The organism is Rhodoferax sp. P1_F3 (assembly GCF_056405715.1).
In genome coordinates, this window is record NZ_JBFUBO010000001.1 from 334,029 (window position 1) to 360,643 (window position 26,615).

Consider the following 26,615-nt stretch of genomic DNA (forward strand, 5'->3'; position numbering starts at 1 on the left):
CCCGGGCTCAGGCCCAGTCGGCCAGCCCCAAGATGCGCTCGCCCAGCGGGGTGAGCGTGGCCGTGGGGTACTTCTTCTTTTCCCACTCACGCGGGTCCCCAGGAAACGCATAGCCCTGCGGGGCTTCGCGCTCACGCCAGGAAGTGACCCGCGCGTCGCGCAGCATGGCGTCCCCCTCGTTGGCAGGCGTGAAGGCGATGTACTGTGCGGCGCGCACCAGATGGTCGCTGGTGTTGGGGCGGATACCGTGGGCCAGCAGGCTGTTGAAAATCAGCAGGTCGCCCGCTTGCATAGAGATGAACTGCACGGGCCAGGGTAGGCTGTCCACATCGGGGCGCCAGGGGTTGCGATCGGCAGGTGCGGTCTTGCGCCATTCGATGAAATTCTTGAATAGCTCTGGGATGCACTGGAAGCCGCCACTCTGCGGGCTGGTGTCTGACAGTGCCAGCACGCCCTGCACATTGACGGGCAGCGGGTCCTGCGTGGTGTCCGCGTCCCAGTGGATAAAGCCGGTGAACTGGCGTGCGCCGCGGTTGGGCGTGTTGAGGTTGGCGCGGTCGATGCTGACCCAGAGGTCTTCACGGTCCCAGATGTCCACAAACGCGTCGTACACGCGCTGCGTCCGGCGGTTGTCCCACAGGGTCTGGTGCTGGTAGGTCTCCACCATGCCGGAGCCGTTGAGTTCTTTCATCTCATGGCCGCGCAGCTCAGCGTGGTTCCAGGTGCTGGGGTCGTTGGGGTTCCAGTCTTGGAACTCCCACAAAAAATCGATCGTGGCTTTGACTTGCTCTGCCGGAATGGCCTGCTTGATCACCACGTAGCCATAGGTTTGCCAGTGGGCAAAGTCGGCCTCCGACAACACGCGCAGGGGCAGTTGCTTCTGAATGTCGCGCAGCTGTTCGTTGGCGGTGTACGAGAGGGTGGGGTTGCCGGGGCGTTGGTCGCCGTAGCGGTATCGGTCGTTCATGGCGGTCTCCTGCGTGTCTATGGATGGGGTGTGGACGAAAGGGAATTGTGAAAACGGACACGGGTTTCCAGTACCTGCCGACTGCCTGATACTGGTACGATTCTGACCAAATTAACCTAGCCAAGGTCATGAAACCACAGTTTGAACAGGTCACCGTGCCGGTGGGCGAGTCGTGGAGCTTGCTCTGGCGCGAGCTGCCGGAGCTGCCCTTTCTGTGGCACTACCACCCCGAGTTCGAGCTCACGCTGACCCTGAACGCCCAGGGTCAGCGCTATGTGGGTGACAGCCTGGAAGACTTTGCATCCGGCGACCTGGTGCTCACCGGCCCCAACCAGCCCCACACCTGGGCCGCCACCGAACGGCCCGACACCAGCCAGCCCATGCTGGCCGTGGTGATGTGGTTCACCACCGGCTGGCTGGAACGTGCCATGGCCCACTGGCCCGAGCTGGGCGGACTGCAAGCCTTGTCGACCCAGGCCGGGCGCGGGCTGAAGTTTTCGGACGCGGCGCGCGCGCAGGTGCAGCCCTTGATCCTCGCGCTGCAGGCGCAAGAACCGGCGCTGCGACTGCCCACGCTGCTGCACATCCTCACGCTACTGGCCAAGGACACGGCGGCCCGGCCGCTGGCCACCCATGCCTACACGCCCGCGGGCGACAAGGTGGGCGCGCGCATCGGCAAGATATTGCACCGCCTGCATGCCCGGCCAGCGGACACGGTGTCAGCCTCCGCGCTGGCGCAGGAGGTGGCCATGTCGGTCGGGGCCTTTCACCGCTTCTTCAAACGCCACACCGGCATGACGGTGCTGGACTATGTGGCCCAGCTGCGCATCGGCCAGGCCTGCCAGCTGCTGATCAACACCCCGCTGCCCATCAACGTGATCGCCAGTGACGTGGGCTACAGCACGCTGGCGCATTTCAACCGCCAGTTTTTGCAACGCAAGGGCATGACGCCGCGGACGTTCCGTGCCAACTACCATGTGGCAACGCCCTAGCCCGCGTCAGTTGCTATATTTTTGGTAGCTTCTTGCGCATATTCCACGGGGGCTAGAGGCCTATTTGATTATTATTCGCGCATGCAGCACCCCCACCCACCCCACAGCCACCCGGCCGCACTCACGCTGCTGGCAGCGGTGCTGTTGCCGCTGGCCTGGAGCCTGTGGGGCGCTGTCGCCGCCGGGCTGGACGCCGAGGCCTGGGTCACACTGGCACAGGCCCCGCACACCGGGGCGGCGCTGGCCGCCAGTGTGTGGACTGGCCTGGCCGCCACCCTGCTGGCCACGATGGCTACCGCAGGGGTCTTGGCGGCCACGGTGGGGCGGCTGCACAGCGCCGCGCACAGCAACCGGCTAACGCGCCTGCTCTCGCCCTTGCTTGCCGTGCCCCACGCGGCCTTCGCTATCGGGTTGGTGGCGCTGATGGCCCCCAGTGGCTGGCTCTTGCGCCTCGTCTCGCCCTGGGCCACCGGGCTGACCGCACCGCCGCCCTGGCCCACCACGCAAGACCCCTGGGGCCTGGGCCTGATCGCCGTGCTGGTGTGCAAGGAGATTCCGTTTTTGCTGTGGGCCGCGCTGGCGCATCTGCAGCGGCCCGACGTAGCGCGGCGCCTGCAGCAAGAGCTGCGCCTGGCCCACACCCTGGGCTATAGCGCCGCTGCTGCCTGGTGGTGCGTGGGCTGGCCGCAGCTGTTGCCGCGCCTGACCGCCCCCCTGCTGGCGGTGCTGGCCTACAGCCTGACGGTGGTGGACGTGGCGCTGCTCATCGGCCCCACCTCGCCCCCCACGCTGGCAGTGCTGGCCTGGCAGTGGCTGCAAGACGCGGACCCGGCCACCAATGCACAGGGGGCGGCTGCGGCCTGGCTGCTGGCCGCCACACTGGCCCTGTGTGCGGCGTTGGCCTGGGGCCTGCACCGCACACCGCTGTGGCGCCAGCGGTGGACAGGCGGTACCCAGCCCATGGTGGAAACAGCGGCGCGGGCCACCAGGCGCATGCCTTGGCTACTGGCCACGCTGGTGCTGGCCTACGGCGCGGTGATGCTGGCGCTGCTGCTGGGCAGCGTAGTCGGCAGTTGGCCTTTCCCCCAGCTGTTGCCCGACAGCTGGACCTGGGCTGCCTGGCGCAACGTGCTGCGCAGCAGCGCCACGCTGTGGACCACCGTGTGGCTGGCGCTGGCCAGCAGCGGCGTGGTGCTGCTCTGGGCCGTGGCCTGGCTGGAGTGGGCGCCTGCACGCTGGCAGCGGCTTGCGCGCCCCCTGCTCATGCTGCCGCTGGTGCTGCCCGCGGTACTCTGGGTGGTGGGCTTGCACCGGCTCAGCCTGGCGTGGGATTTGGACACCACCGGCACGGGGCTGTGGCTGGCGCACACGCTGGCCACGCTGCCCTATGTGCTGATCGCGCTGCAAGGGCCCTACCAGGGGTTTGACCCGCGACTACGCCAGGTAACGGCCACACTAGGCCACGGGCGCTGGCACTTTCTGCTGCGCGTGAAGTGGCCGCTCTTGCGCAGTGCCCTAGCGGCCGGCGCAGCCATTGGCTTTGCGGTCAGCGTGGCGCAGTACCTGCCCACGCTGTACGTGGGTGCGGGCCGTTTTGCCACGGTGACCACCGAGGCCGTGAACCTGGCCGCCGGCGGTCAGCGTTCGCTCACGGCGGCCTACGCCTGGCTGCAGTGGTTGCTGCCGGTGCTGGTGTTTGCGCTGGCCGCGCGGCTGGGGCGGGCGCGCAAGTTTTGAGGCAATGGGCATTGCCGCCCGATACCATTGCGCCATGGCTACCTCCCCCCCCACCTCCAGCCCCACACCGCCCCCGGGCACGGTACTGGGCCGGCTAGACGCGCTGGCTGACGGCAGCGCCACCATGGGTGAGTTGCCCGCGCCCGACGCGCAGAGCCAGAAACCTTTTCGCTATCTGCTGCTGCGCAGTGGAGACACGGTCAAGGCCTATGAAAACCGCTGCGCCCACTTTGGCGTGCCACTGGCCGCGCGGCAGGACCTGCTGATTTTCAAACCCCACACCAGCATCAGCTGCAATGTGCACTACGCGCGCTACCGCTGGAGTGACGGCATCTGCGAATCCGGAGACTGCGTGGGCGAGGCCCTGCCTGCCATTGCGGTGCAACTGGATGCGCAGGGCAACATCTGCGTGGCCAGCGACGGGCCCGAACCGTGAGCCTGCAGATCCATATCAAGCGCCTGGCCACTCCCAGCGCCACGCTAGTGCAGGGCCTGCAGCTGCAGATTGCACCGGGCACGGTGCACACGCTGATGGGCGAGAGCGGCTCGGGCAAGAGCAGTGTGCTGGCCGCCGTGTGCGGCACGCTGGACGAAGGCCTGCAGTGTGAGGCGGAGATCACCCTGCATGGCCAGCGCATCGACACCCTGCCCACGCAGGCGCGGCGCGTGGGCATTCTGTTTCAGGAAGACCTGCTGTTCGCCCATATGACGGTGCGCGAGAACCTGCTGTTTGCCGTGCCCGGCGGCCCGCAACCCGCACGCGAGGCCGCGGTGGTGGCCGCCCTGGCCGACGTGGAAATGGCAGCCGCCCTGCACGCCAACCCCGCCACGCTGTCGGGCGGCCAGCGTGCCCGCGTGGCGCTGGCGCGCGCCCTGCTGGCCCAGCCCCGGGCGCTGCTGCTGGACGAGCCGTTTTCCAAGCTGGACTCCGCGCTGCGTGGCCGCATGCGTGCACTGGTATTTGGCCTGGTGCAGGCGCGCCGAATCCCCGCACTGCTGGTGACCCACGACGTGGCCGATGTGGCCGATCCGGCCCGGGTCACCCAACTCGGCCCCGCTTGAACGCAGGGCCCGCGCGTAAGAAATCGGCCCTGGGCGCGACTAAGGTGTGCTTCCCCTCCATCCACCTTAGACTTCCCACCATGCCACACACCCTCCTGCGTCTTGCCACCTTGGTGTTTTTCTGCCTGGGCGCCAGCGTGCAAGCGCAGCCCTCGCCCACCACCGTGCTGCCCGGCAGCGCCTTGCAGCTCAGCGCCAGCGACACCAAGGGCCAGGCCTTTCAGACGGCGGCCATCCGCAACAAGGTGGCCGTGGTGTTCATCTGGTCCACCGCCTGCCCGGTGTGCCGCGACAGCCTGCCCGAGCTGCGGGCCAATCTGCGCGGCTGGCAGAGCAAGCCGTTTGCGCTAGTGAGCGTGAACGTGGATCGCAAGACCGAAGACTGGCTGGCCTACGAGGCCGCCGTCGGCCAAACCCAAATGCCCGGCAGTGGCTGGATCAGCGTGCACCAACGTGCCGACACGCCACCCTCCGCCCGCTTGCCTGTCACCCTGCTGGTCAACCCGCAGGGCAAAGTGATCTCGCGCTTCGAAGGCCGGCTGGCCCCCGAGGTGTGGGACGGCGTGGCCGAAATGCTGCCCTAGGAGCCCCCCATGTTGGACCGCTATCTCACCACCCTGGTTCGTCCGCCCCTGCAAGGGGTTGCCCGCGTATTGGTGCGGGCCGGCGTGGGGGCCAATGTGGTCACGTTGGTGGGGTTTGGTATCGGCCTGTTTGCTGCAATTTTGATAGCTAATGGCGCATATTTCATGGGGGCTGTAGCCCTTTTACTATCCAGACTGTGCGATGGACTGGACGGCGCTGTGGCACGCCAAACGCAGGCCACCGATGCTGGGGGATTTCTGGACATCACGCTGGACTTTCTGTTTTACGCCAGCATTCCGCTGGGCTTTGCGCTGGCCAACCCGGCGGAGAATGCGCTGGCCGCGGCCGTGCTGCTGGCCACCTTCATGGGCACGGGGTCCAGCTTTCTGGCGTTTGCGGCGCTGGCCGCCAAGCGCGGCGTGCAGGACTTGGCCACGCCGGGCAAGTCGTTCTACTTTCTGGGTGGCCTGACCGAGGCCACCGAGACCATCGCCTTCTTCGTCGCCATGTGCCTGTGGCCGGCGCACTTTGCGCTCCTGGCCTACATCTTTTCGGGCTTGTGCGCCGCCACCATCGTCACCCGCATCTGGTGGGGCTGGGAAGCGTTTCAGTGAAGCGCACCCAATGGCTTTTGCTGCTGGGGTTTGCGGCGCTGGTGGCCGCCTTCTTTGCGCTGGGCCTGGGGCAGTACCTGAGCCTGGACGCCCTGCAGCAGAGCCATACCGCGCTGGAGGATTTTTATGCCGACCACCGCTGGGGGGCGCGGGCGGCCTACTTTGCGGTGTACGTGGCGGTGGCCTCGCTTTCGCTGCCAGGCGCGGCCGTGCTCACGCTGGCCGGCGGCGGCGTGTTTGGCCTGGGATGGGGGCTGTTGCTGGTGTCGTTTGCCTCCAGCATCGGCGCCACGGTGTCGTTTCTGGCCGCACGCTTTGTGCTGCGCGACGCGGTGCAGGCGCGCTTTGGCAAGCGGCTGGCGGACATCAACCAGGGCGTGGCGCGCGACGGTGCGCTCTACCTGTTCAGCCTGCGCCTGATCCCGGTCGTGCCGTTTTTTGTCATCAACCTGCTCATGGGCCTGACCACCCTGCGACCCTGGACCTTTTACTGGGTCAGCCAACTGGGCATGCTGGCGGGCACTGCGGTCTATGTGAACGCAGGCACGCAGCTGGCCAGCATCCAGTCGCTGCGCGACGTGGCCAGCCCCGGCATCCTGGGAGCATTCATGCTGTTGGGTCTGTTTCCATTGCTGGCCAAAGTGGTCACGAACGCGCTGCAAAAGCGCAAGGTCTACGCGCGCTGGAAGTCCGTGCGCCCCAAAGCCTTTGACCGCAACCTCATTGTCATTGGCGGCGGGGCCGGAGGCCTGGTCTCGGCCTACATTGCGGCCGCCGTCAAGGCCAAGGTCACGCTGGTGGAGGCACAGCAGATGGGCGGAGATTGCCTGAACTTTGGCTGCGTGCCGAGCAAGGCCCTGATCAAAAGCGCCAACCTGGCCCACCAGATCCGCCACGCAGAACGCTATGGTTTACATAGCACCTCGCGCAATGATGACGGGGGCCAGGCACCGTTTTCATTCAAAACCGTGATGCAGCGTGTGCAGGCGGTGATTGCCGCCATTGCCCCGCACGACAGCGTGGAGCGCTACACCGCGCTGGGCGTGGAGGTGCTGCAGGGCTACGCCAAGATCGTCAACCCCTGGACGGTGGAGATTGCGCTCAACGACGGCAGTACGCAGGTGCTGACCACGCGCAGCATCGTGATTGCCGCGGGCGCCCGGCCCGTGGTGCCGCCGCTGCCCGGCCTGGAGGACGTGGGCTATGTGACCAGTGACACGCTGTGGGAACGCTTTGCGCAGCGCGATGAGATTCCCCGCCGCCTGGTGGTGCTGGGCGGCGGCCCCATAGGCTGCGAACTGGCGCAGGCCTTTGCGCGCCTGGGCGCGCAGGTCACCGTGGTGGACATGGCGCCCCGCCTGCTGCTGCGCGAAGACGCGGACGTGTCCGCCCTGGCCGCCCAGGCCCTGCAGGCCGATGGCGTGCAGGTGTTGTCTGGCTACCAGGCGCTGCGCTGCGAACTGGTGGATGGCGAGAAGGTGCTGGTGGTGGCACATGACGGCGTAGAGCAGCGCATTGCCTTTGACGAGTTGCTGTGCGCCGTGGGCCGCAGCGCGCGCCTGAGTGGCTATGGCCTGGAAGAGCTGGGCATCCCCACCGACAAGACGGTGCAGACCAACGAGTACCTGCAGACCATTTACCCCAACATCTATGCCGCAGGCGATGTGGCCGGGCCCTACCAGTTCACGCACACCGCGTCGTACCAGGCCTGGTATGCGGCGGTCAACGCGCTGTTTGGCGATTTCAAGCTATTCAAAGCCGACTACCGCGTGATCCCGCGCGCCACCTTCATCGCCCCCGAGGTGGCCAGCGTAGGCCTGAACGAACAGGACGCCGCCGCCCAGGGCGTGGCCTGCGAGGTCACCCGATACAACATCGACGACCTGGACCGCGCGATCTGCGACAGCGAGGCCCAGGGCTGGGTGAAGGTGCTGACCGTGCCCGGCAAAGACACCATTCTGGGTGTGACCATTGTGGGCAGCCACGCGGCCGAGCTGCTGGCCGAGTACGTGCTGGCCATGAAGCACGGCCTGGGGCTCAACAAGATTCTGGGCACCATCCACACCTACCCCACCTTTTCCGAGGCCAACAAATACGCGGCCGGCGAATGGAAGCGCGCCCACCAGCCCGAGCGCCTGCTGGCCTGGGTGCGCCGGTTCCACGACTGGAGGCGCGGCTAGGTGCAAACGCCGACGACCCCGATCAGCCGCGACATCGTTTTGGTGGGCGGCGGCCACAGCCATGTGGGTGTGCTGCGCCACTTCGGCATGCACCCGCTGCCCGGCGTGCGCGTCACCCTCATCTGCACCGACGCGCACACACCCTACTCGGGCATGCTTCCAGGCTACATCGCAGGCCATTACAGCTATGACGAGGTGCACATTGACCTCTGCCGCCTGTGCGCCGCGGTGGGCGCCCGCTTCATCCAGGCCGAGGTGACCGGACTGGACCGCAGCGCCCGCACCGTGCAGCTGCGGGGTCGGCCCGACGTGGCTTACGACGTCGTGTCTATTAATACCGGCTCTACCCCACAAACCCACAGCGTGCCGGGTGCCACCGCGCACGTGGTGCCAGTCAAACCCATCACCCAGTTCAACCAGCGTTGGTTGGCGCTGCTTGCCCGCGTGCGCGACCACGCGGGCCGCACTACGATTGCCGTGGTAGGTGGCGGTGCGGGCGGTGTGGAGCTGTGCCTGGCGCTGCAATACCGGCTGCGCCAAGAACTGCAGACCCTGGGCCACGACCCGGACGCCCTCACGTTCCACCTGTTCAGCGCCGAGGGCCTGCTGCCCACACACAGCGCGGGCGTGCAGCGCCGCTTTGCCCAGGTGCTGGCGCAGCGTGGCGTGCAGGTGCACGCCCATGCCGCGGTGGCGGAGGTGGAGAGTGGCCGCTTGCGCACTACCGATGGGGCGTGGTTCGATGCTGACGAAGTGGTCTGGGTCACGCGTGCCGTGGGCGCCGCCTGGCTGCAGGGCACAGGCCTGGCACTGGATGCACAGGGGTTTGTGCAGGTCAACAACTGCCTGCAGTCCCCCACCGACCCGCGGGTGTTTGCCGGGGGCGATGTAGCCAGCCTGCCGCAGGCGCTGGAAAAAAACGGCGTGTTTGCCGTGCGCATGGGCATGCCGCTGGCGAAGAACCTGGCGCGTGCGGTGCAGGGCCAGCCGCTGAAGCCCTACCACCCACAGCGCCGCTGGCTTGCGCTCATCGGCACCGGTGACCGCTATGCCGTGGCCTCGCGTGGTGCACTGGGCTTTGCAGGCCGCTGGGTCTGGCGCTGGAAGGACCAGATTGACCGGCGCTTCATGCGCCGCTTCAACGATTACCAGCCGCGCCCCGGCATGGCCGCCGCCGCGCCTCTAACGCTGCCCTTGAGCGCCGAAGAATCGCAGCAAGCTATCTCGGCCATCGCCATGCGCTGTGGTGGTTGCGGGGCCAAGGTGGGGGCCACGGTGCTGTCGCAAGCGCTCAGCGGTTTGCAGCCCGTGGCGAATGCGGACGTATTGATTGGCCTGCACGCGCCTGACGATGCTGCCATCGTGCGGGTGCCGCCGGGCCAGGCTTTGGTGCACAGCGTGGACTTCTTCCGCGCCTTTGTGGACGACCCCTATCTATTCGGCAAAATCGCCGCCAACCATGCGCTGGGCGACCTGTTTGCCATGGGCGCCCGGCCCCACACCGCCACCGCGGTGGCCACGGTGCCACCCGGGCTGGAGCGCCAGGTGGAAGCCACACTGCGCCAGATGATGGCGGGCGCAGTAGAGGTGCTGAACGCCGCCGGTTGCACGCTGGTGGGCGGCCACACGGGCGAAGGCGCCGAGCTGGCGCTGGGCTTTGCCGTGAACGGCTTGGTCGACGTGGCGCCCGACGGCAGCCTGCCCACGGTTCTGCGCAAGGGCGGCATGCAACCGGGTGATGTATTGATACTGACCAAACCGCTGGGCACGGGCACGTTGATGGCATCCCACGCGCAGTTGCAGGCCAGGGGCCGCTGGGTGCAAGCCGCCCTGGCCCATATGGTGCAGAGCAACCAGCAGGCCGCGCAGACCCTGCGCGCCCATGGCGCCACGGCCTGCACTGACGTGACGGGCTTTGGCCTGCTGGGCCATCTGGTGGAAATGACACGCCCCAGCGGCGTGGACGCGCACCTGAATCTAGACCAGTTGCCGCTGCTGGGCGGCGCGCAGGACTGTGTGGCGCGCGGCATTGTCAGTTCCCTGCAGAGCGCCAATGTGCGGCTGCGCCGTGCCCTGCGCGACCAAGAGCAGTGGGTGGCTCATCCACGCTACCCCTTGCTATTTGACCCGCAAACCGCTGGTGGCCTGCTGGCCAGCCTGCCCGCAATCCAGGCCGACGCCTGCGTGGCGGCGCTACAGGCCCAGGGCTATGCGCAAGCCTGTGCCATCGGCCACATTGCCGCCCAGGGCGACGCCCTGGCACCGGTGGTGTTGGTCGCCCACTCATGAAACAATAGCGCCATGAACGCTCTGGCTGCGCATCTCAAAGACCATGCCGAATCGGCCCATGGCACCGACGCCCATGGCTACCAGCCCCGGCAGCTGGTGCTGCTGGGCGGTGGCATGGCGAATCTGCAGCTGCTCTCCAGCCTGGCGGCCAAGCCGCTGGCCGAGATGCGCATCATTCTGGTGGCGCCCTATCCGCGCAGCATCTACCCTGGCATGCTGCCCGGCTTTGTAGCGGGCCGCTACGCGCTGGACGAATGCGCTATCCCGCTGGAGCCCCTGGTGCGCCGCGCCGGCATTCGCTGGCTGCCCCGCACCGTGCGTGCGCTGGACGCGGTGACCCAAACATTGGAACTGGACGACGGTAGCCGCCAGCACTACGACTGGCTGTCGGTCAACACCGGCCCGGTGCAAAACCGTGAGCAAATTGAACACGACATTCCTGGCGCGCGGGAGCACGGCCTGTTTGTACACCCCATGGAAACCTTTGCCGCCCTGTGGCCCCGCGTGTGCGAGCTGGGCCAGACGCGCGCGCTGCGCGTGGCGGTGGTAGGCGGCGGCACGGCCGCCATGGAACTGGCCCTGGCGGTGCGCCAGCGCCTGACGGATAGCGCCGTCACGCTGGTCGCGCCCCCGCAGCCCGCCGATGGCCGGGTACCCAGCCCCACCGAGCTGCGGCTGATTGCCGCCATGAAAACCCAGCGCGTCACGGTGCTGCACGACACCGCCGTGGGCCTGAAAGCGGACGAAATCAAACTGGGCTGCGGTGCGCGTCTGGCCTGCGATGTGCCGCTCCTGGCCATCGAAGGGCAAACCCCGGCCTGGCTGGCCCGCAGCGCCCTGGCGCTGGATGCGCAAGGCCAGATTGCCACCGATGCCTACCAGCGCAGCACCAGCCACCCCCAGGTGTTTTCGGTGACCGACGGCAGCCTGGCCCTGGCGCACAACCTGCCGGCCGCCACCACAGGCAAGCACTTGCACCCACCGCGTCAGGCGTCGCAAGCGCTGCAACTGATGTTTGGTGGTGCCCACCAGGCCGTGGCCAGCTGGGGCACCTACAGCGCCCAGGGTCGGCCCATCAGCTGGCTCAAAGAGTGGGCTGACCGGCGCTTTGTGGCACGCTATCTGCAAGGCAGTTCCTGAGCGTTTTCTTGGTAACCGGTTGATCACACTGCTTTGGTGCGCTGGCCCACACAGGGGCTGCGGCTGAGCGACAATGGTTTGCAAAGGCGCAGACCGCAACACCGTTGTTGCTACCACCCCGCAAACGCCGCCCGCCTACCCCGGCAAGACGCCATGACTTTTTTTCAACAGATCACCTACGTTGTCCGCAATGAGGCACAGGCCTTTTTGCGCTACCCCAAGCTGATGCTGGCCACAGTGGCGGTGGCCCTGCTGCCGGCGCTGTACGCGGTGATCTACCTTTCCAGCGTGTGGGACCCGTCGGCCAACACCGGTGCACTGCCGGTGGCACTGGTCAACCTGGACGATGGCGTGGAGTACCGCGACCAGGTGTTCAACGTGGGCTGGCAGGTGGTGTCCAAGCTCAAGCACTCGGCGCGGTTTGGCTATGTGGATTACCACGATGCCGAGGAAGCCCGCCAGCGTGTGCGCCAGGGCAAGCTGGCGTTTGCGCTCATCATTCCGCGTGATTTCAGCTCCAACGCCATTCCGGGCGCACAACCCGGCGGCGGCAAACTGGTGATTTACGCGTCCGAGGGCAACAACTACGAAGCCGCATCGATCGCGCGGCAGTTTGCCACCGAGCTGGGGCATGAGGTCAACGAGAGCCTGAACGAGCGCCGCTGGGCGCTGGTGCTGACCAATGCCGCGGGCTCGCAGCGCAGCGTGTCGCAACTGCGTGCGGGTGTGCACCAGTTGCAGGTGGGGGCCCAGGAACTCAGCACGGGCACCACCCAAACCGCCGCAGCCGCCAAGGCGCTGACCAATGGCGCCAGCCGCGTCAGCGATGGCGTGGGCCTGCTGACCAGCGGGGTCAAGCAGCTGGGTGCCGGTCTGCGCACCATGGACGCACGCCGCCCTGCCAATTCCGAGCTCAACCGCCTCAAAAGCGGTGCCGATGCCCTGGCCGAGGGCCATGTGGAGTTGGGACAAGGCATGGAGGCGCTGCAGTACGGAACCCAGAAAATCCAGGAAGGCGTGAATGGTTTCAAGGAAGAGGCCAACAACAGCATGCTGGTGCCGACCAAGGTGAAGGAGAACATTGGCCAGTTGTCCAGTGGCCTCACCCAACTGGACGACGGCCTGAAGTCCGCGGCCGAAGCGCAGCAAAAACTCAGCGATGGGGCCAACCGCCTTAGTGCCGGCGTGGGCACGCTGACCAATGGTGTGCGGGCCTTGACCGGGGGCATACGCACCGCGGTATCCAAACTGCCAGAGGACGGCCAACTAGACGAACTAGGATCGGGCGCAAGCGCTGTGGCCAGCGGCAGCAATGCGCTGGCGGAGGGCCTGCAAAAGGTCAAAGCCGGCAGCCAGACCCTGCATGGCGGGCTGGAGTTGCTGGCAAACTCCCTGCCCACCACACTAGAGACACCGGAGGGCAGCGCCGAAGGCTTGGCCAACTCGGTACAACCCGTGATGGAGGTGGACGCCCAGGTGCAAAACAGTGGCAGCGGGTTTGCAGCCAACATCATCCCCGCATCACTGTGGCTGGGGGCCGGCATTGCGGCGTTCCTGATTCATGTGCGCTCGTTGCCGCGTCAGGCACGGCGCTTCTCCCGCGCGACGCGGCTGCTGGGCAAGCTGGTACTGCCCATGGCCGTGGTGGTCCTGCAGGCTACGCTGGTCTGGGCCACGGTGATGTACCTGTTGAAGATTCGCGTCGTCGCACCCGGGGCTTTTGCCCTCACGCTGGGCGTCGCCGCCATGACGTTTCTGGGGCTGGTGTTTTTGCTGACCAAGGCCTTTGGTGACGCAGGCAAGGCCCTGGCCATGGTGCTGTTGGCGGTACAGCTGTCCTCGTCGGGTGGGGTGCTGCCGGTGGAGCTGAGTGGTGGGCTGTTCGCCCAGATCAGCCCCTGGTTGCCGCTGACCTGGGTGGTGCGGGCCATCAAGGCCAGCATGTTCGGGGCCTACGATGGCAGTTGGCAACAACCCCTGGTGCTGGTCGCGGCAGCAGGCGCTGTTGCCCTGCTGATCGCTGCCTACCTGGGGCGCTGGCGCTTTGTCAAAGCGGGCAGCATGCGGCCCGCGGTAGACCTGTAAGGCCTGCCTGCCGCCTTATTCGATCTTGGCACCCGAGGCCTGGACGATGCCCTTCCACTTGGCATAGTCGGCCCTCAACAGGTTGGAGAACTGGTCTACTTTCATGGCCAAAGGCTCGGCGCCCTGGGCCTGGATGGCCGCCTTCACCTCAGGGTTGGCCAGCAGCTTGTTGATCTCAGTGTTCAGCGTGGTGACCACTGCAGCGGGTGTGCCGGCGGGTACGAACACACCGTACCAGGTGCTCACATCAAAGTCCTTGTAACCAGACTCGGCCACGGTGGGCACGTCGGGCAGCGAGCTGCTGCGCGCGGCGGAAGTCACCGCCAGCGGGCGCAGCTTGCCGGCCTTGATCTGCGCGATGGCCGAGGGCACGGACGACACCAGTAGGTCGATGTTGCCCGCCAGCGCGTCCATCAGCGCAGGGTTGGAACCCTTGTAGGGGATGTGGCGAATCTTGATGCCCGCGGCCTTTTCAAACAGGTCACCGGCCAGGTGGATGGTGGTGCCGTTGCCGGGTGATCCGTAGGTAATGGCGTCGGGCGCGGCCTTGGCGGCAGCCACCACGTCGGCCAGGGTCTTGAAGCGAGAGCCGGCGCTGGTGGCAATCACCACGGGGGTGTAGGCCACATGGGCCACGGCGATCAGGTCCTTAGTCGGATCCCAGGGCAGGTTGCCGTACAGCCAGGGCGCCACCACTAGGTTGTCTTTTTGGCCCATCACGATGTCATAGCCCGTGGGCGCAGCCTTGACGGTTTCGGTGATTCCAATGGTGCCGCCGGCACCAGCGCGGTTGTCAGGCACCACGGTCCAGTGGTTGGCTTCGGTCAGTTTGTTGGCCACCAGGCGCGACAGGATGTCGGTACCGCCACCGGGAGGAAAAGGAACCACCATACGGATGGGTTTGGTGGGGTAGCTGCCCTGCGCCCATGCAGCGGGCAGCACCGCCACAGAGACCAAAGCCATTGCAAGCAACTTTTTCAACATAGTAAATCCCAAGGAATAGACGCAAAAGGGCCGCGCAATCCGCACGGAGGCCACCGATTCTGCCGCAAGGGCCACCCGCGCAGAAACAGGGGAATTCGACCCTATGGATTGTTGAAAACTAGGGTTTACCCTATACTGCAGTGCAACATCGTTCCTTCTGGAGAAGCCACCATGACCAGCACGACCCTGCACAACCGCCCGTTTACCCCAAACGCCCGTCCCAGCGTGGGTGAAGCACTGCGTGCGCTAGGTGTGTCGGCCCAGAATCTGGTGCTGGCGCTGTGGAGCACGGCGACTGCCCGCACCGCAGTGCAAGCCAAGGCGCCTACGGCCCTGGACGAAGTGAGCTACCTGCGCGGCCTGGCCGATGACGCACTGGCCAAGGACCCCGGCTTTGCCCAGGACCTGTACGCCATGGCCGACCGGATGGAACGCGAAGCCTTGGCTACCCAGGTGGCATGATTGTCGGGTCTCAGCTAACCCCAACCAGATCTGTAGTCCTGTTGTTGTGCTATCGAGACTGCGTTAAATAGCCGTTCCTCTGGCCGGTGGATATCTGAAGGACGGCGACCCCGTCCACCAACTCCCTAGCCTGCGTTTTCACTCTGTGCGTCACGTCATACAAGGCCGTCAGGACTGCCAACTTGTCAAACGAGTTGGTAAAGGCAAGTCCAGCACCACGTTGACGTCGTCTGGGTCGCGCGCCCCGAGTGGTAAAGGTGTCCTCAGACGCACGAATGATTCAGGCCATAGCATTTTGGCCGTGAGGTGCCACGCCTCCTCGCGTTATTGGACTATGTTCCCAACCTGCGCCGGTACAAATCAACCCACGCCACAAAGTCGCTGGCCGGAATAGGCTTGGAGATGTGATACCCCTGCGCTAGGTCGCAATCGGTAAAACGCAAGAAGGCCCAGTCGCCCGCATCTTCCACACCCTCTGCTACCACCTTCATGCCAAGCTCCTTGGCTAAACCGACACTAGCACTGAAAATTGCGCGAATATTCCCAATGTCGTGGGCTCCGTGTACAAAGCTCCGGTCAATTTTCAGCTCATCAAAAGGCAGATCACGCAGTTGCGTCAGAGAAGAATGTCCAGTACCGAAATCGTCGATGGATAGTCCAAAGCGCTTGAGCCGCAATCGAGTCAAGATCTCCAATGGAGCACGCAGGTCGTGCATCAGTCGGCTTTCCGTCACTTCCAGGATCAAAGCTGTGGGCGCAATGCCGGCAGATGCCGCGAGTGCCGAAACCGTGTCTGGAAAGTCCAAGGCGCTGAGATTGTCCATAGAGACATTGACCGAAACCTGAAGCTCAAGTCCCATTTGCTTCCAACTCGCCATGTCCTGTAGCGCCTGCTTTAAAACCGAATGGGTCAAGTCATTGATCAGACCATGCGCCTCAGCAACGCCGATGAATTGATCTGGGTACACCAGGCCATCCGTGGGATGTTGCCAACGCACCAGCGCTTCCACTCCCACCACCTTGCCGGTGGACAGTGCCACCTTTGGTTGGTAGTAGTTGATCAATTGCTTCATCGCAATGGCCCGTCGCAATTCTTCTTCGTGATAGATTTTTTCCGCAATGGCGCGAGGTGCGGCGGTGGGCATTTTCCATGCTTCCATCATGACTTCTAGGCTCGCAGGAGTCACCGGTTTTTGTAGGCACCCCAATACTTCAATGTGATGCGCTTGCACCAGTCGGCGCATAGATTGCAAAGTGCGCTCATCTTCGCCACTCACCAGCACCAAGCTGCCGGAGTAGCCATGCTCCACCAGACGACGGACAAACTCGACGCCGTCCATACCCGGCATGTTGATGTCACAAAATATCAGTTGTGGTGCCGCATGAGGGGAATCCACCAACGCCAGCGCGGCTGACCCGTTGTCGCAAGTGGCCACGTCCTGGAACCCCTTCTTAGCCAGCAAATAGGCAAGCAACTTGAGCATAAAAGGCTCATCGTCCAACACCAGGACTTTCAGGTTGAGAGGGATACGCATAGCGTGCTCCAAAATCGACGCATAAGACAGACCTCAGTCATCTTCAATCTGATCAGCGGGCCTATCTTGGTCGCCGCGCATCGTGCTAACCAAATAACTATCCACGAGCTGTACTTCAGCCAAAAGGAGATCACACAATGGCTGCAAATTAACTCTGTCATTGCACGCTGCCGCCGCCTCCAGCTCTTCGCACAAAGTCCCCAATGCCAGAGCTCCAACTGAGCGAGCAGCAGACTTCAATTGATGCGCTGCAGCGACAATCTCCGCATTGTTTTGGGCAACAACCGCTTGGACTATCTCTTCCCGATTGCGCATCGCACTGCGTTGAAACTCTTGCAAGAATTCCTCTACCACCTGCGCATCATTGCCAACCAGATTGCGCAGTACGCGCAAATCCAACGGGCTGTCATTCGTTTGTTCCGTTGCTGCGTTTGGGGTTACAAGTACTTCGGTGGGCACCTTGGGAAGCCATTTTTCAAACATAGCCTCCAGTTCGGCCAGTGGAACGGGTTTGCGTAAATAGTCATCCATACCAGCATTGCGGCAATTCTCGGCCTCTCCTTTGAGCGCATTTGCGCTCAAAGCGATGATGGGAATACGTGCTGTCTGGATGGAACCTGACGCCGACTTTGCTTCCTGGGCGCGTATCGCTGCGCTGAGTTGGTAGCCATCCAACCCTGGCATATGGAGGTCTGTCAATATCAACGCGTAGTCGCCACTCTGCCAACGATGCAGCGCGTGCAATCCATCGCCAGTGACATCGGCCGTTAGTCCCAACAGTGCAAATTGCTGGATGATGACCTTTTGGTTCATGGCATTGTCCTCGGCTACCAAGATCAGCCGTCCGAGGCGACGAGCTTCTTCGCGCGATGGCGAATTGGGCAGCACTTCCGCATGCCGCGCTTGTGCAACGGCAACGTCTTCGATTTCATCTTCTTCGGCCGCTCTTCCTGCCGCAATGGCAACCGAACGCAACAACGCAGAACGTGTCAGCACGTTCCCATCCACTGTGACACGATCTGCGTCGACGCGGTGAGGGTAACGGTCTGGCCCCCGTCCGATCACCAAAAAACGAGCATCGATTGAGGGATTTAACGCTGCGATCTCGCGCAGCATGTCAACCGATGGAGGTTGGTGAGAACCAGCGTTGATGATCCAAACCCATAGCCCGGGCTCCAAGGAAGACGCCATGCCGCGTAGGCTTTGTAAATCCGCCGCAGATTGGGTTTGCACCTCGGCATCGACCAAATAGGCATGCAAGTCTTTGGCAATTTCACTCCCGCCACCATCCTCAACCACTATGCACGCGAGCCCCGCGACCAACGGTGGCGGTTTACGTTCCCTTTCGGGAGTGACCATCACCTTAAACGGCATTTGCAGCACGAATCGAGAGCCCTGACCTGCCGTGCTGTCCACGCGCACAGCGCCGCCCATTAAGAACGCTAGCTTTTGGGAAATGGCCAATCCAAGGCCCGTTCCGCCAAAGCGTCGCGTGGTCGAAGCATCGGCTTGACTGAATGCCGTGAATAGTCGCGCGATGGTCGCCTCATCCATACCAATGCCGTTGTCGATGACATGAAACTCAATGTAGGCGGTATCCTCTTCCAGACGAGTCAGCAGGGCCCGCACCAATACCTTGCCGATGCGCCTGGTACCGCCCGAAAATTTAACAGCGTTGTTAATCAGATTGATCAACACTTGGCGCAAACGTAGACTGTCACCGACCACGCTTTGAGGAATCGCTGGATCGGTGAACAGCGTAAGTTCGACATTCTGTTTCTCTGCCAGTCGATTCAGCATGACGCAGACCTTCTCCACCACCTCCGTCACAGACAACGACTGGGCTTCGATCTCCATATGCCCGGCTTCGATTTTCGAGAAATCCAGAATGTCGTCAATGACGGTAAGCAGAGAGAATGCCGACTCGCGAATCAGTTCCACCATTTCGACCTGGTGACCCTTCAAGCTAGAGCGAGCCAGTACCTCGACCATCCCAATAACACCGTTCATGGGTGTGCGAATTTCGTGGCTCATAGCGGCCAAGAAGTCTGATTTGGCTTGGGTTGCGGCATCAGCAGTATTTCGTGCCAATTCCAGCTCTTGGCTTCTCTGTTGCTCTCGCCCGTTGGCACGGGCGAGTTCCATGTGCAAGCGACCGTTTTCCAGCAATAGGACCATCAGAACAAAGGACGACGCTAATAGCCCGTACACCCGTCCGCCATAGAACCCCAGATCAAACCGTCCGCCATTGAGTACTGAAGCCAAGCCGATATCAAATAGCCAAGCGATCAATGAAACCATCAACCACAAGTCGAGCACGCTATGTTTACGGCTGCGCCACAAACAGAGCAGCGCCAATAGAGATAGCCCCCACGTACACGCCGCAACCAGAACCTTGCGCGGATCGTCCAGATTGCCACGCATGATCGCGGGCAACGTGTCATGCCCGACGGTTGTCACAAATACCATCAATCCGCACAAAGCCAGAGTTGCTAACACAGGTCGTGCGACGGTCGCGGCTACCGATGTGTGAGACTGTTCTTGCGCCAATATAGGAGTACGCCCGTTGGCTTTGAGGCGCGTGTAGGCTAGAACAAACAGCGGGAATCCACCGTGCCACAAAAAATACAGCCATGCCGTTGTTTGAGAACCTCCGCCCAAGACACCGCTTGGAGCGAACAGACCAGGAAAGCTCAGCGCATGCGCAGCCGCCATAAGCGCACAAAAAAGATAACCGCAGACCAGCACTAACAAGGCTGGCGTACGCAGGAAGCGGTAATGGCCAAATAACAGCACTGCGGTGATGACGTCGTTGGTGATGACTGCAGACTGGTAGATGGGGATGAACGCAGGCACCGGCATCAAGGCGACTCGAGCGAACGGTGCCGTCGCCAAGAAGACGAGCAGGGATATCCCTACGGTGCCACTAGCCAAACGCCAATGCCGCGAGTCCGCAGACAGTGTGGACAAGAACGCCGACTCGACGGATGGCGCGTACACCTGCGATGTTGAAACCATGATCTGAGCAACCCTCCCTGCACAAACCCCAATTGCCCGCGAAACCCTGTGTCGGGTCTTAGCCAAAATCATCCTGACTCTAAGCGAGTCCATCCAACGTCGGTCAGCTTAGTGCTAAACCGCCATTCAATCAATAACCCGACATTAACTGAACCCGACACCATCTTCGGATGGCGTTTTCATTGGTGGCCTTGAAACCACCCCAAAAGCCCTTATCATTAGCACTCGTTGGGGTTGAGTGCTAACAGCACCCATCCCACAAGTTCATGTGTGTTCACCCCCGGGTGGGCGCCTGTTCCCTTTCTGTTTCAAACCCTAGGAGATTCCTCATGAAACTACGTCCATTGGCTGACCGCGTGATCGTTAAACGCCTCGAAGCGGAAGAAAAGACCGCCAGCGGCATCGTGCTGCCCGGCAACACGGCTGAAAAGCCCGATCAAGGCGAAGTGCTGGCTGTGGGCCCTGGCAAGACCAACGACAAGGGTGAAACCAAGGCTTTGTCCGTGAAAGTGGGCGACCGCGTCCTGTTCGGCAAGTACAGCGGCCAGACCGTCAAGATCGACGGCGATGAGCTGTTGGTCATGAAGGAAGACGACCTGTTCGCAGTCGTCGAGAAGTAATACTTCGCTACTAAATAGATAGCTAGTTGCGCAACATTTATGCGGGCTAGCGATACTTTTCACTTAAATTTGGAGTCATAACATGGCAGCAAAAGACGTAATTTTCGGCGGCGAAGCCCGCGCACGCATGGTTGAAGGCGTGAACATTTTGGCCAACGCGGTCAAAGTGACCCTGGGCCCCAAGGGCCGTAACGTGGTTCTGGAGCGCTCGTTCGGCGCCCCTACCGTGACCAAGGACGGTGTGTCCGTGGCCAAGGAAATCGAACTCAAAGACAAGCTGCAAAACATGGGCGCGCAGATGGTCAAGGAAGTTGCTTCCAAGACTTCTGATAACGCTGGTGACGGTACGACTACTGCTACCGTGCTGGCCCAGGCCATCGTGCGCGAAGGCATGAAGTACGTTGCCGCCGGCATGAACCCGATGGACCTGAAGCGCGGTATCGACAAGGCAGTGACTGCCCTGATCGAAGAGCTGAAGAAGGCTTCCAAAGCCACTACCACTTCCAAAGAGATCGCCCAAGTCGGCTCCATCTCCGCCAACTCTGACTCCAGCATCGGCGAAATCATCGCCAACGCGATGGACAAAGTGGGCAAAGAAGGCGTGATCACTGTGGAAGACGGCAAGTCCTTGCAAAACGAACTGGATGTCGTTGAAGGCATGCAATTCGACCGCGGCTACCTGTCTCCTTACTTCATCAACAACCCCGAAAAGCAAGCTGCCTTGCTGGACAACCCCTTCGTGCTGTTGTTCGACAAGAAGATCAGCAACATCCGTGACCTGCTGCCTACCCTGGAACAAGTCGCCAAGGCTGGCCGTCCCCTGTTGATCATTGCTGAAGATGTCGAAGGCGAAGCCCTGGCAACTCTGGTGGTGAACACCATCCGTGGCATCCTGAAGGTGGTGGCTGTGAAGGCTCCTGGCTTCGGCGACCGTCGCAAGGCCATGCTGGAAGACATCGCCATCCTGACCGGTGGCAAGGTCATCGCAGAAGAAATCGGCCTGTCGCTGGAAAAAGTGACCCTGGCTGACCTGGGTTCCGCCAAGCGCATCGAAGTGGGCAAGGAAAACACCATCATCATCGACGGTGCTGGCGCTGCTGCTGACATCGAAGCCCGCGTGAAGCAAGTCCGCGTGCAAATCGAAGAAGCCACTTCTGACTACGACCGTGAAAAACTGCAAGAGCGCGTGGCCAAGTTGGCTGGCGGTGTTGCCGTGATCAAGGTGGGCGCTGCCACCGAAGTCGAAATGAAGGAAAAGAAAGCCCGCGTGGAAGATGCTCTGCACGCTACCCGCGCTGCTGTGGAAGAAGGCATTGTGGCTGGTGGTGGTGTGGCTCTGCTGCGCGCCAAGCAAGCGGCTGGCGCCATCAAGGGCGACAACGCTGACCAAGAAGCCGGCATCAAGCTGGTGTTGAAGGCTATCGAAGCGCCCCTGCGCGAGATCGTGTTCAACGGCGGCGGCGAAGCTTCCGTGGTGGTGGCTGCTGTGTTGGCCGGCAAGGGCAACTACGGCTACAACGCTGCGAACGAAACCTACGGCGACATGATCGAAATGGGTATCCTGGACCCCACCAAGGTGACACGTACTGCGCTGCAGAACGCGGCATCCGTGGCATCCCTGATGCTCACCACCGAGTGCATGGTTGCTGAAGCCCCCAAGGACGACGCTGCCGGCGGCGGTATGCCTGATATGGGTGGAATGGGCGGCATGGGCGGCATGGGCATGTAATTGCGCCTTGCCTGAGGGCGCAAGCCCTCTTACAGCCAATAAAAAGCCCCGCAAGGTTTTGCCTTGCGGGGCTTTTTTACGTCTGGCGCACTATGTTTTTAATAGCTACTGGCGCAATGGATACGGGGGCTAGAGGCCAATTTCGTTTAAACCCACGGCCTGCAGCTCTTGCGTGACTTGGGTGGCATTCTTGAAGTGGATGCCGTGCCAGCCCTGGGCACGGGCCGCTTCGATGTTGCCCAGCAGATCGTCGATAAATACGGTCTTGGCGGGCTCCAGCGCGTAGCGGCTTTGCAGCAGCTGGTAGATGGCGGGCTCGGGCTTGATGAGCAGTACATCGCCTGAAAAAATGCCGCCGTCAAAATTCAACAGAAAGGTGTGCAGGTGCTCCAGCGTGCGCGCATAAGGCACAGGCATGTTCGACAAAAAGTACAGGTGCAGCGGTTCGCCACCCTTGGCCTGTTGCTGCGCGCGCAGCGCGTCCAGCCGGTTCAGCAGCGCGATGGATTCGGGCAGCGGCACCAGGCGTTCACCGATGCTTTCCACCAGCGCGGTCAGCGCCGCCCGGTCCAGCCCCAGGCGGGCCACGGTGCGGTCAATCACGTCAGGCATGGACACCGCGCCGCGGTCAAAGCCCTGCCAGTCGGCATGGCCAAACACCTCATGCGCCAGATGGCCGGCCAGCGCGGGCGTGGGTGCGCGTTCGGGAAAGCATTCGGCCACCAGATCTACTGGGCGCCAGGTGAACAGCACCGCGCCAAAGTCAAACACCACGTTCATGCGTCAGGTCTTTCGAGTTTCAGATTCTTCAGGGCGCGCCGCAACCCGGCCGCCAGCTTGGCAGGTTGGGTCTGCGTGATGCGCACCTGGGGCGTGCCGTGCCAGTCCGCACTGCGCTGGATGGCCTGGGCCACATCGGCCAGGTGATCGTCGGTCCACACCAGGCCGGGCTGGGCGTGGAGGGCGCGCACTTCGAACACACCCTCGGCTCGGTGCGCCTTGGCGTCCAGCCGGCCAATCAGTGCGCCGCGGCAGAGGATGGGCAGCACAAAGTAGCCGTACACGCGCTTCTCTTCGGGCGTGTAGCACTCCAGCCGGTAGTCAAAGTCAAACAGCGCCGAGGCACGTTCGCGGTCCCACACCACGGGGTCGAACGGCGAGAGCAACGCCGTGTGCGTGGCCTGCAGCTTGCCGGCGCGGGCCTTTTTCAGCAGCGCGGCATGGTTGGCGTGCACATAGCCGGGTGCGTCCCAACCCTCCACAGCCACGCGCTCCAGGGTGCCAGTGCCCACCAGTGCGTCCAGGTCTACGTCCTTGAGTCGAGGCTTGGTACGGAAGTAGTCGTGGATCCAGCGCGCCTGGGTGATACCCAGCGCGGCGACAGATTTTTCGATGAGTTGCGCGTGTAGCGTGGCCTCACTGTGCTGGGGCGTCTGCAGCAGCAGTTGGGGCGCCACACGTTCGCTGAGGTCATACACACGGTGGAAATTCTCGCGCCGCGCAATCATCAGCTCGCCCAGCGCGAACAACGCTTCCAGCCAGCGCTTCTCGTCCTTCCAGCCCCACCAAGGGCCGCCCTTGCCCTCGATCCGTTCAAAGTCGGATGATTTCACGGGCCCGTTGCTGCGGATGTGCTCTAGCAGCTTGTCTAGGTGTGGGCGTTGCGCCGCGTGGCTTTGCGCGGCCTTGGCCAAGCCCCAGTGGCGACGGGTATGGCGGTTGTAGCTGCGGTGGATATGCAGGTCATCCACATGCGCAAAGCAGGCTTCGTGGGCCCAGGTTTCAAACACCTTGGCCGTGGCCAGCGTGTCTTCCAGCCATTCGCGCGGGTAGTCCCCCAGGCGGGAATGCAGGACGAGGTAGGGACTGCGCGAGACCACATGGATGGTGTCGATCTGCAGCAGCGCCATGCGCTGGATACAGGCCGCCACGTCGACCCGTTTTGCGGCCCGCGCGGGCGGTTGCAGCAAACCCTGCGCTGCGAGGTGCAGCGCGCGGGCTTGGTCCAGGCTCAGCAAAGACAATCCCTGGTGCTCAAGCTCAGGCGCGCAAACGGGCCAGCAGGCCCGCCGTAGAGCCATCCAGCCCGGTGGTGTCGCCACTGGCCAGGCGCGGCTCAATCTCTTTGGCCAACACCTTGCCCAGCTCCACGCCCCACTGGTCAAAGCTGTTGATGCCCCACAGGCTGCCGCTGACAAACACGCGGTGCTCCTGCAGCGCAATCAGCGCGCCCAACGCGGCCGGCGTCAGGTCATCCAGCAACAGGAAGGTGCTGGGGCGGTTGCCCGTGAAGTGCTTGTGGCCACCGGCGTCGCTCTTGCCCTGCAGCAGGGCCTGAGCTTGGGCCAGCACATTGGCAAGCAGCAACGGCTGGTGGCCCTTGAGGTCATGGCGTGCCTTCTTGACGGCGATGAACTCCATGGGCACCACATCGGTCCCCTGGTGCAGCATCTGAAAGTAAGCATGCTGGCCGTTGGTACCCGGCTCACCCCACAGCACGGGCGAGGTGCCAAACGGCAGCGCTTCGCCCGATGCGTCTACACGCTTGCCATTGCTTTCCATCTCCAGCTGCTGCAGGTAGGCGGGCACGCGGCGCAGGGCGCTGTGGTACGGCGCAATGCTGCGGCTGGTGAAGCCGTGGAAGTTGCGGTACCAGACGTCCAGCAGGCCCAAGCGCATGGGCAGATTGCTCTCCAGCGGCGCGGTGCGGAAGTGCTCGTCCATGGCATGGGCACCGGCCAGGAATTCGCGGAAGCCCGCAGCACCAATGGCGATGGCCAAAGGCAGGCCAATGGCCGACCACATGGAATAGCGGCCGCCCACCCAGTCCCAAAAGCCAAAGGTGGTGGTGATGCCAAAGGCATTCGCCGCGGGCACGTTGGTCGTCAGCGCGGCAAAGTGACGCGCAATGTCGATACCGCCTTGCGATTCGAACCAGGCCTTGGCCGAAGCGGCGTTGGTCATGGTCTCGATGGTGGTGAAGGTCTTGCTGGCGATCAGGAAGACCGTGCTTTCCACTTTGAGGTGCGGCAGCTTGGCGGCCAGTTCATGGCCGTCCACGTTGCTCACAAAGTGCAGGCGCTTGCCGGTGGTGGCAAACGCGTCCAGCGCCAGCACCGCCATTTGCGGGCCCAGGTCGGAGCCGCCAATGCCGATGTTCACCACGTCGGTGATGGCCTTGTCGGCACGCACCTTCTCGGCGTAGGCCAGCATGGCGTCCAGCGTGGCATGTACCTTGGCCTGCTCACCCGCTACAAATTCAGTAGCTGCTCCCGCATAGTTGACGGGGGCTCCAGGCGGATTGCGCAACAAAACGTGCCACACCTCGCGCTGCTCGGTGTTGTTGATCTTCTGGCCCGCGAACATGGCGTCGCGGTGTTCCAGCACGCCGCTTTGGCGCGCCAGGTCGAACAACAAGGCTTCGGTCGCCGCGTCGATGCGGTTCTTCGACAGGTCAGCAAACACATAGGGCGCCTCCTGGCTGAAGCGGCCAAAGCGCTGGGCGTCGGCCTTGAAGGCCTCGCGCACATCGAGCGCCTTGCCGGTGGCGTCGTAGGCGGCCTGCAGGGCGCCCCAGGCGGGGGTGCGGTCACAACGGGTACGTGTCATGGTCACGCAGCCAGCAGCAGCTGTTCCAGCTTCACAGCGTCCACGCAGAACGCGCGAATGCCTTCGGCCAACTTCTCGGTGGCCATAGCATCGTTGTTCAGCGCCAGGCGGAAGCTGGCTTCGTCGTAGCTGACGTGTTCCAGCGCCAGGTCCTTGGCCGTATCGGCGTTCAGGGCCTGAGTCAGCGGTGCGTTGGTGGCGGCCAGGATGGCCAGCAGGTCGGGGCTGATGGTCAGCAGGTCGCAACCGGCCAGGGCCGTGATCTGGCCCACGTTGCGGAAGCTCGCGCCCATCACTTCGGTGGCAATGCCGAACTTCTTGTAGTAGTTGTAGATCTGCGCCACAGACTTCACCCCGGGGTCGTTGGCCAACCCGTTGTCGGCTTCCACCCAAGCGGCGCCGGCGTTCTTTTTGTACCAGTCGTAAATACGGCCGACAAAGGGGGAAATCAGTTGCACTTTGGCTTGGCCGCAAGCCACGGCCTGGCAAAAAGCGAACAACAGGGTCAGGTTGGTACGGATGCCCTTGCGCTCCAGCTGCTCGGCAGCCTTGATGCCCTCCCAGGTGGAAGCGACCTTGATCAGCACACGGTCAGAGTGGATACCTTGCGCTTGGTACAGCTCGATCAAACGTTCGCCACGGGCCACGCTGGCGTTGGTGTCAAAGCTCAAACGGGCATCCACTTCGGTGGACACGCGGCCTGGGATGATGGAGAGGATTTCGCAACCAAAACGCACCAGCAGGCGGTCCACGATCTCGTCCATGGGGCGACTGCGGAACTGGTTCACCGTGTCTTTCACCAGGGGCTCGTAGTCGGCCTTTTGCACCGCCTTCAGGATCAGCGAGGGGTTGGTGGTCGCGTCTTGGGGCTTGAAGGCGTCGAGCTGCTTGAAGTCGCCGGTGTCGGCCACTACGGTGGTGAATTGTTTGAGTGCGTCGAGTTGGTTCATGGGGGCGCGGGCCAAAAGGCCAAGGTTGAAGACTAGGGGTAAACCAGCAACGTGTTG

General features: G+C 63.2%; 21 protein-coding genes. 13 read left to right on the top strand and 8 right to left on the bottom strand.

Annotation, left to right across the window (positions count from 1 at the left end; genetic code table 11):
* Positions 1 to 7 precede the first annotated feature (7 nt).
* Positions 8 to 967 carry a phytanoyl-CoA dioxygenase family protein gene (locus AC1DZ5_RS01685; RefSeq protein WP_477885396.1) on the bottom strand — a complete coding sequence of 320 codons (960 nt, stop codon included), beginning with the start codon at positions 965 to 967 and terminating at the stop codon, positions 8 to 10.
* A gap of 128 nt (positions 968 to 1,095) precedes the next feature.
* On the opposite strand from AC1DZ5_RS01685, the gene AC1DZ5_RS01690 reads away from it, so the two are divergent.
* The 10 genes from AC1DZ5_RS01690 to AC1DZ5_RS01735 all read left to right on the top strand — a co-directional run bounded on the left by AC1DZ5_RS01690 (position 1,096) and on the right by AC1DZ5_RS01735 (position 13,651).
* Entirely contained in the window at positions 1,096 to 1,959 is an 864-nt protein-coding gene (locus AC1DZ5_RS01690) for a cupin domain-containing protein (protein ID WP_477885398.1), read from the top strand.
* Between the two features lie 81 nt (positions 1,960 to 2,040).
* A complete protein-coding gene (locus tag AC1DZ5_RS01695) occupies positions 2,041 to 3,696 on the top strand; it encodes an ABC transporter permease (RefSeq protein ID WP_477885400.1) in 1,656 nt (551 codons plus the stop codon).
* 34 nt (positions 3,697 to 3,730) lie between these two features.
* Positions 3,731 to 4,132, top strand: coding sequence for a Rieske (2Fe-2S) protein (locus AC1DZ5_RS01700; RefSeq protein ID WP_477885402.1), 402 nt, complete (start codon positions 3,731 to 3,733; stop codon positions 4,130 to 4,132).
* On the top strand, positions 4,129 to 4,758 hold the full coding sequence (locus tag AC1DZ5_RS01705) for an ATP-binding cassette domain-containing protein (RefSeq protein WP_477885404.1): 630 nt from the start codon (positions 4,129 to 4,131) through the stop codon (positions 4,756 to 4,758). Before AC1DZ5_RS01700 ends, AC1DZ5_RS01705 begins: the two co-directional genes overlap by 4 nt.
* 80 nt (positions 4,759 to 4,838) lie before the next feature.
* Entirely contained in the window at positions 4,839 to 5,342 is a 504-nt protein-coding gene (locus tag AC1DZ5_RS01710; protein ID WP_477885406.1) for a TlpA family protein disulfide reductase, read from the top strand.
* Positions 5,343 to 5,351: 9 nt separating this feature from the next.
* Positions 5,352 to 5,957, top strand: coding sequence for a CDP-alcohol phosphatidyltransferase family protein (locus AC1DZ5_RS01715; protein WP_477885408.1), 606 nt, complete (start codon positions 5,352 to 5,354; stop codon positions 5,955 to 5,957).
* Positions 5,954 to 8,137: an FAD-dependent oxidoreductase gene (locus AC1DZ5_RS01720; RefSeq protein ID WP_477885410.1), complete on the top strand. Its 2,184-nt coding sequence runs from the start codon at positions 5,954 to 5,956 to the stop codon at positions 8,135 to 8,137. Before AC1DZ5_RS01715 ends, AC1DZ5_RS01720 begins: the two co-directional genes overlap by 4 nt.
* Positions 8,138 to 10,426 (top strand): selenide, water dikinase SelD, encoded by a 2,289-nt coding sequence (gene selD, locus AC1DZ5_RS01725; protein WP_477885412.1) that lies wholly within the window; start codon positions 8,138 to 8,140, stop codon positions 10,424 to 10,426.
* A gap of 12 nt (positions 10,427 to 10,438) precedes the next feature.
* Positions 10,439 to 11,566 carry an FAD-dependent oxidoreductase gene (locus AC1DZ5_RS01730; RefSeq protein WP_477885414.1) on the top strand — a complete coding sequence of 376 codons (1,128 nt, stop codon included), beginning with the start codon at positions 10,439 to 10,441 and terminating at the stop codon, positions 11,564 to 11,566.
* Positions 11,567 to 11,719: 153 nt separating this feature from the next.
* Positions 11,720 to 13,651: a YhgE/Pip family protein gene (locus AC1DZ5_RS01735; protein WP_477885416.1), complete on the top strand. Its 1,932-nt coding sequence runs from the start codon at positions 11,720 to 11,722 to the stop codon at positions 13,649 to 13,651.
* 15 nt (positions 13,652 to 13,666) lie between these two features.
* On the opposite strand, the gene AC1DZ5_RS01740 is transcribed toward AC1DZ5_RS01735, so the two are convergent.
* The gene (locus AC1DZ5_RS01740) at positions 13,667 to 14,635 is read right to left on the bottom strand and encodes a Bug family tripartite tricarboxylate transporter substrate binding protein (protein WP_477885418.1); all 969 of its coding nucleotides are present in this window, start codon (positions 14,633 to 14,635) and stop codon (positions 13,667 to 13,669) included.
* A gap of 171 nt (positions 14,636 to 14,806) precedes the next feature.
* Between AC1DZ5_RS01740 and AC1DZ5_RS01745 the strand changes: the two genes are divergently transcribed.
* Positions 14,807 to 15,097: a hypothetical protein gene (locus AC1DZ5_RS01745; RefSeq protein ID WP_477885420.1), complete on the top strand. Its 291-nt coding sequence runs from the start codon at positions 14,807 to 14,809 to the stop codon at positions 15,095 to 15,097.
* Between the two features lie 332 nt (positions 15,098 to 15,429).
* Here AC1DZ5_RS01745 and AC1DZ5_RS01750 read toward each other — a convergent pair whose 3' ends face one another.
* Together AC1DZ5_RS01750 and AC1DZ5_RS01755 are read right to left on the bottom strand one after the other, a co-directional pair.
* Positions 15,430 to 16,632 carry an EAL domain-containing response regulator gene (locus AC1DZ5_RS01750; RefSeq protein ID WP_477885422.1) on the bottom strand — a complete coding sequence of 401 codons (1,203 nt, stop codon included), beginning with the start codon at positions 16,630 to 16,632 and terminating at the stop codon, positions 15,430 to 15,432.
* 33 nt (positions 16,633 to 16,665) lie between these two features.
* Positions 16,666 to 19,602, bottom strand: a complete 2,937-nt coding sequence (locus AC1DZ5_RS01755; RefSeq protein ID WP_477885424.1) for an MASE4 domain-containing protein — start codon at positions 19,600 to 19,602, stop codon at positions 16,666 to 16,668.
* Between the two features lie 377 nt (positions 19,603 to 19,979).
* Between AC1DZ5_RS01755 and groES the strand changes: the two genes are divergently transcribed.
* A complete protein-coding gene (gene groES / locus AC1DZ5_RS01760; protein WP_477885426.1) occupies positions 19,980 to 20,270 on the top strand; it encodes a co-chaperone GroES in 291 nt (96 codons plus the stop codon).
* Between the two features lie 82 nt (positions 20,271 to 20,352).
* On the top strand, positions 20,353 to 21,999 hold the full coding sequence (gene groL, locus AC1DZ5_RS01765; protein WP_029707088.1) for a chaperonin GroEL: 1,647 nt from the start codon (positions 20,353 to 20,355) through the stop codon (positions 21,997 to 21,999).
* A 129-nt stretch (positions 22,000 to 22,128) separates the two neighbouring features.
* On the opposite strand, the gene AC1DZ5_RS01770 is transcribed toward groL, so the two are convergent.
* Genes AC1DZ5_RS01770 through tal form a run of 4 tightly spaced genes read right to left on the bottom strand, consistent with a single transcriptional unit; the run spans position 22,129 to position 26,558 of the window.
* Positions 22,129 to 22,779, bottom strand: a complete 651-nt coding sequence (locus AC1DZ5_RS01770; protein ID WP_477885429.1) for an HAD family hydrolase — start codon at positions 22,777 to 22,779, stop codon at positions 22,129 to 22,131.
* Positions 22,776 to 24,023, bottom strand: a complete 1,248-nt coding sequence (locus AC1DZ5_RS01775) for a winged helix-turn-helix domain-containing protein (RefSeq protein ID WP_477885431.1) — start codon at positions 24,021 to 24,023, stop codon at positions 22,776 to 22,778. The genes AC1DZ5_RS01770 and AC1DZ5_RS01775 overlap by 4 nt, the downstream gene beginning before the upstream one ends.
* 16 nt (positions 24,024 to 24,039) lie before the next feature.
* On the bottom strand, positions 24,040 to 25,608 hold the full coding sequence (gene pgi / locus AC1DZ5_RS01780) for a glucose-6-phosphate isomerase (protein WP_477885433.1): 1,569 nt from the start codon (positions 25,606 to 25,608) through the stop codon (positions 24,040 to 24,042).
* 2 nt (positions 25,609 to 25,610) lie between these two features.
* Positions 25,611 to 26,558 (bottom strand): transaldolase, encoded by a 948-nt coding sequence (gene tal, locus AC1DZ5_RS01785; RefSeq protein ID WP_477885435.1) that lies wholly within the window; start codon positions 26,556 to 26,558, stop codon positions 25,611 to 25,613.
* Positions 26,559 to 26,615 lie beyond the last annotated feature (57 nt).

Bases quoted from the DNA above. Each gene is read 5' to 3' on its own strand.
- AC1DZ5_RS01685 (WP_477885396.1), bottom strand. From the start codon at position 967: ATGAACGACCGATACCGCTACGGCGACCAACGCCCCGGCAACCCCACC.
- AC1DZ5_RS01690 (WP_477885398.1), top strand. From the start codon at position 1,096: ATGAAACCACAGTTTGAACAGGTCACCGTGCCGGTGGGCGAGTCGTGG.
- AC1DZ5_RS01695 (WP_477885400.1), top strand. From the start codon at position 2,041: ATGCAGCACCCCCACCCACCCCACAGCCACCCGGCCGCACTCACGCTG.
- AC1DZ5_RS01700 (WP_477885402.1), top strand. From the start codon at position 3,731: ATGGCTACCTCCCCCCCCACCTCCAGCCCCACACCGCCCCCGGGCACG.
- AC1DZ5_RS01710 (WP_477885406.1), top strand. From the start codon at position 4,839: ATGCCACACACCCTCCTGCGTCTTGCCACCTTGGTGTTTTTCTGCCTG.
- AC1DZ5_RS01715 (WP_477885408.1), top strand. From the start codon at position 5,352: ATGTTGGACCGCTATCTCACCACCCTGGTTCGTCCGCCCCTGCAAGGG.
- AC1DZ5_RS01730 (WP_477885414.1), top strand. From the start codon at position 10,439: ATGAACGCTCTGGCTGCGCATCTCAAAGACCATGCCGAATCGGCCCAT.
- AC1DZ5_RS01735 (WP_477885416.1), top strand. From the start codon at position 11,720: ATGACTTTTTTTCAACAGATCACCTACGTTGTCCGCAATGAGGCACAG.
- AC1DZ5_RS01740 (WP_477885418.1), bottom strand. From the start codon at position 14,635: ATGTTGAAAAAGTTGCTTGCAATGGCTTTGGTCTCTGTGGCGGTGCTG.
- AC1DZ5_RS01745 (WP_477885420.1), top strand. From the start codon at position 14,807: ATGACCAGCACGACCCTGCACAACCGCCCGTTTACCCCAAACGCCCGT.
- AC1DZ5_RS01750 (WP_477885422.1), bottom strand. From the start codon at position 16,632: ATGCGTATCCCTCTCAACCTGAAAGTCCTGGTGTTGGACGATGAGCCT.
- groES (WP_477885426.1), top strand. From the start codon at position 19,980: ATGAAACTACGTCCATTGGCTGACCGCGTGATCGTTAAACGCCTCGAA.
- groL (WP_029707088.1), top strand. From the start codon at position 20,353: ATGGCAGCAAAAGACGTAATTTTCGGCGGCGAAGCCCGCGCACGCATG.
- AC1DZ5_RS01770 (WP_477885429.1), bottom strand. From the start codon at position 22,779: ATGAACGTGGTGTTTGACTTTGGCGCGGTGCTGTTCACCTGGCGCCCA.
- pgi (WP_477885433.1), bottom strand. From the start codon at position 25,608: ATGACACGTACCCGTTGTGACCGCACCCCCGCCTGGGGCGCCCTGCAG.
- tal (WP_477885435.1), bottom strand. From the start codon at position 26,558: ATGAACCAACTCGACGCACTCAAACAATTCACCACCGTAGTGGCCGAC.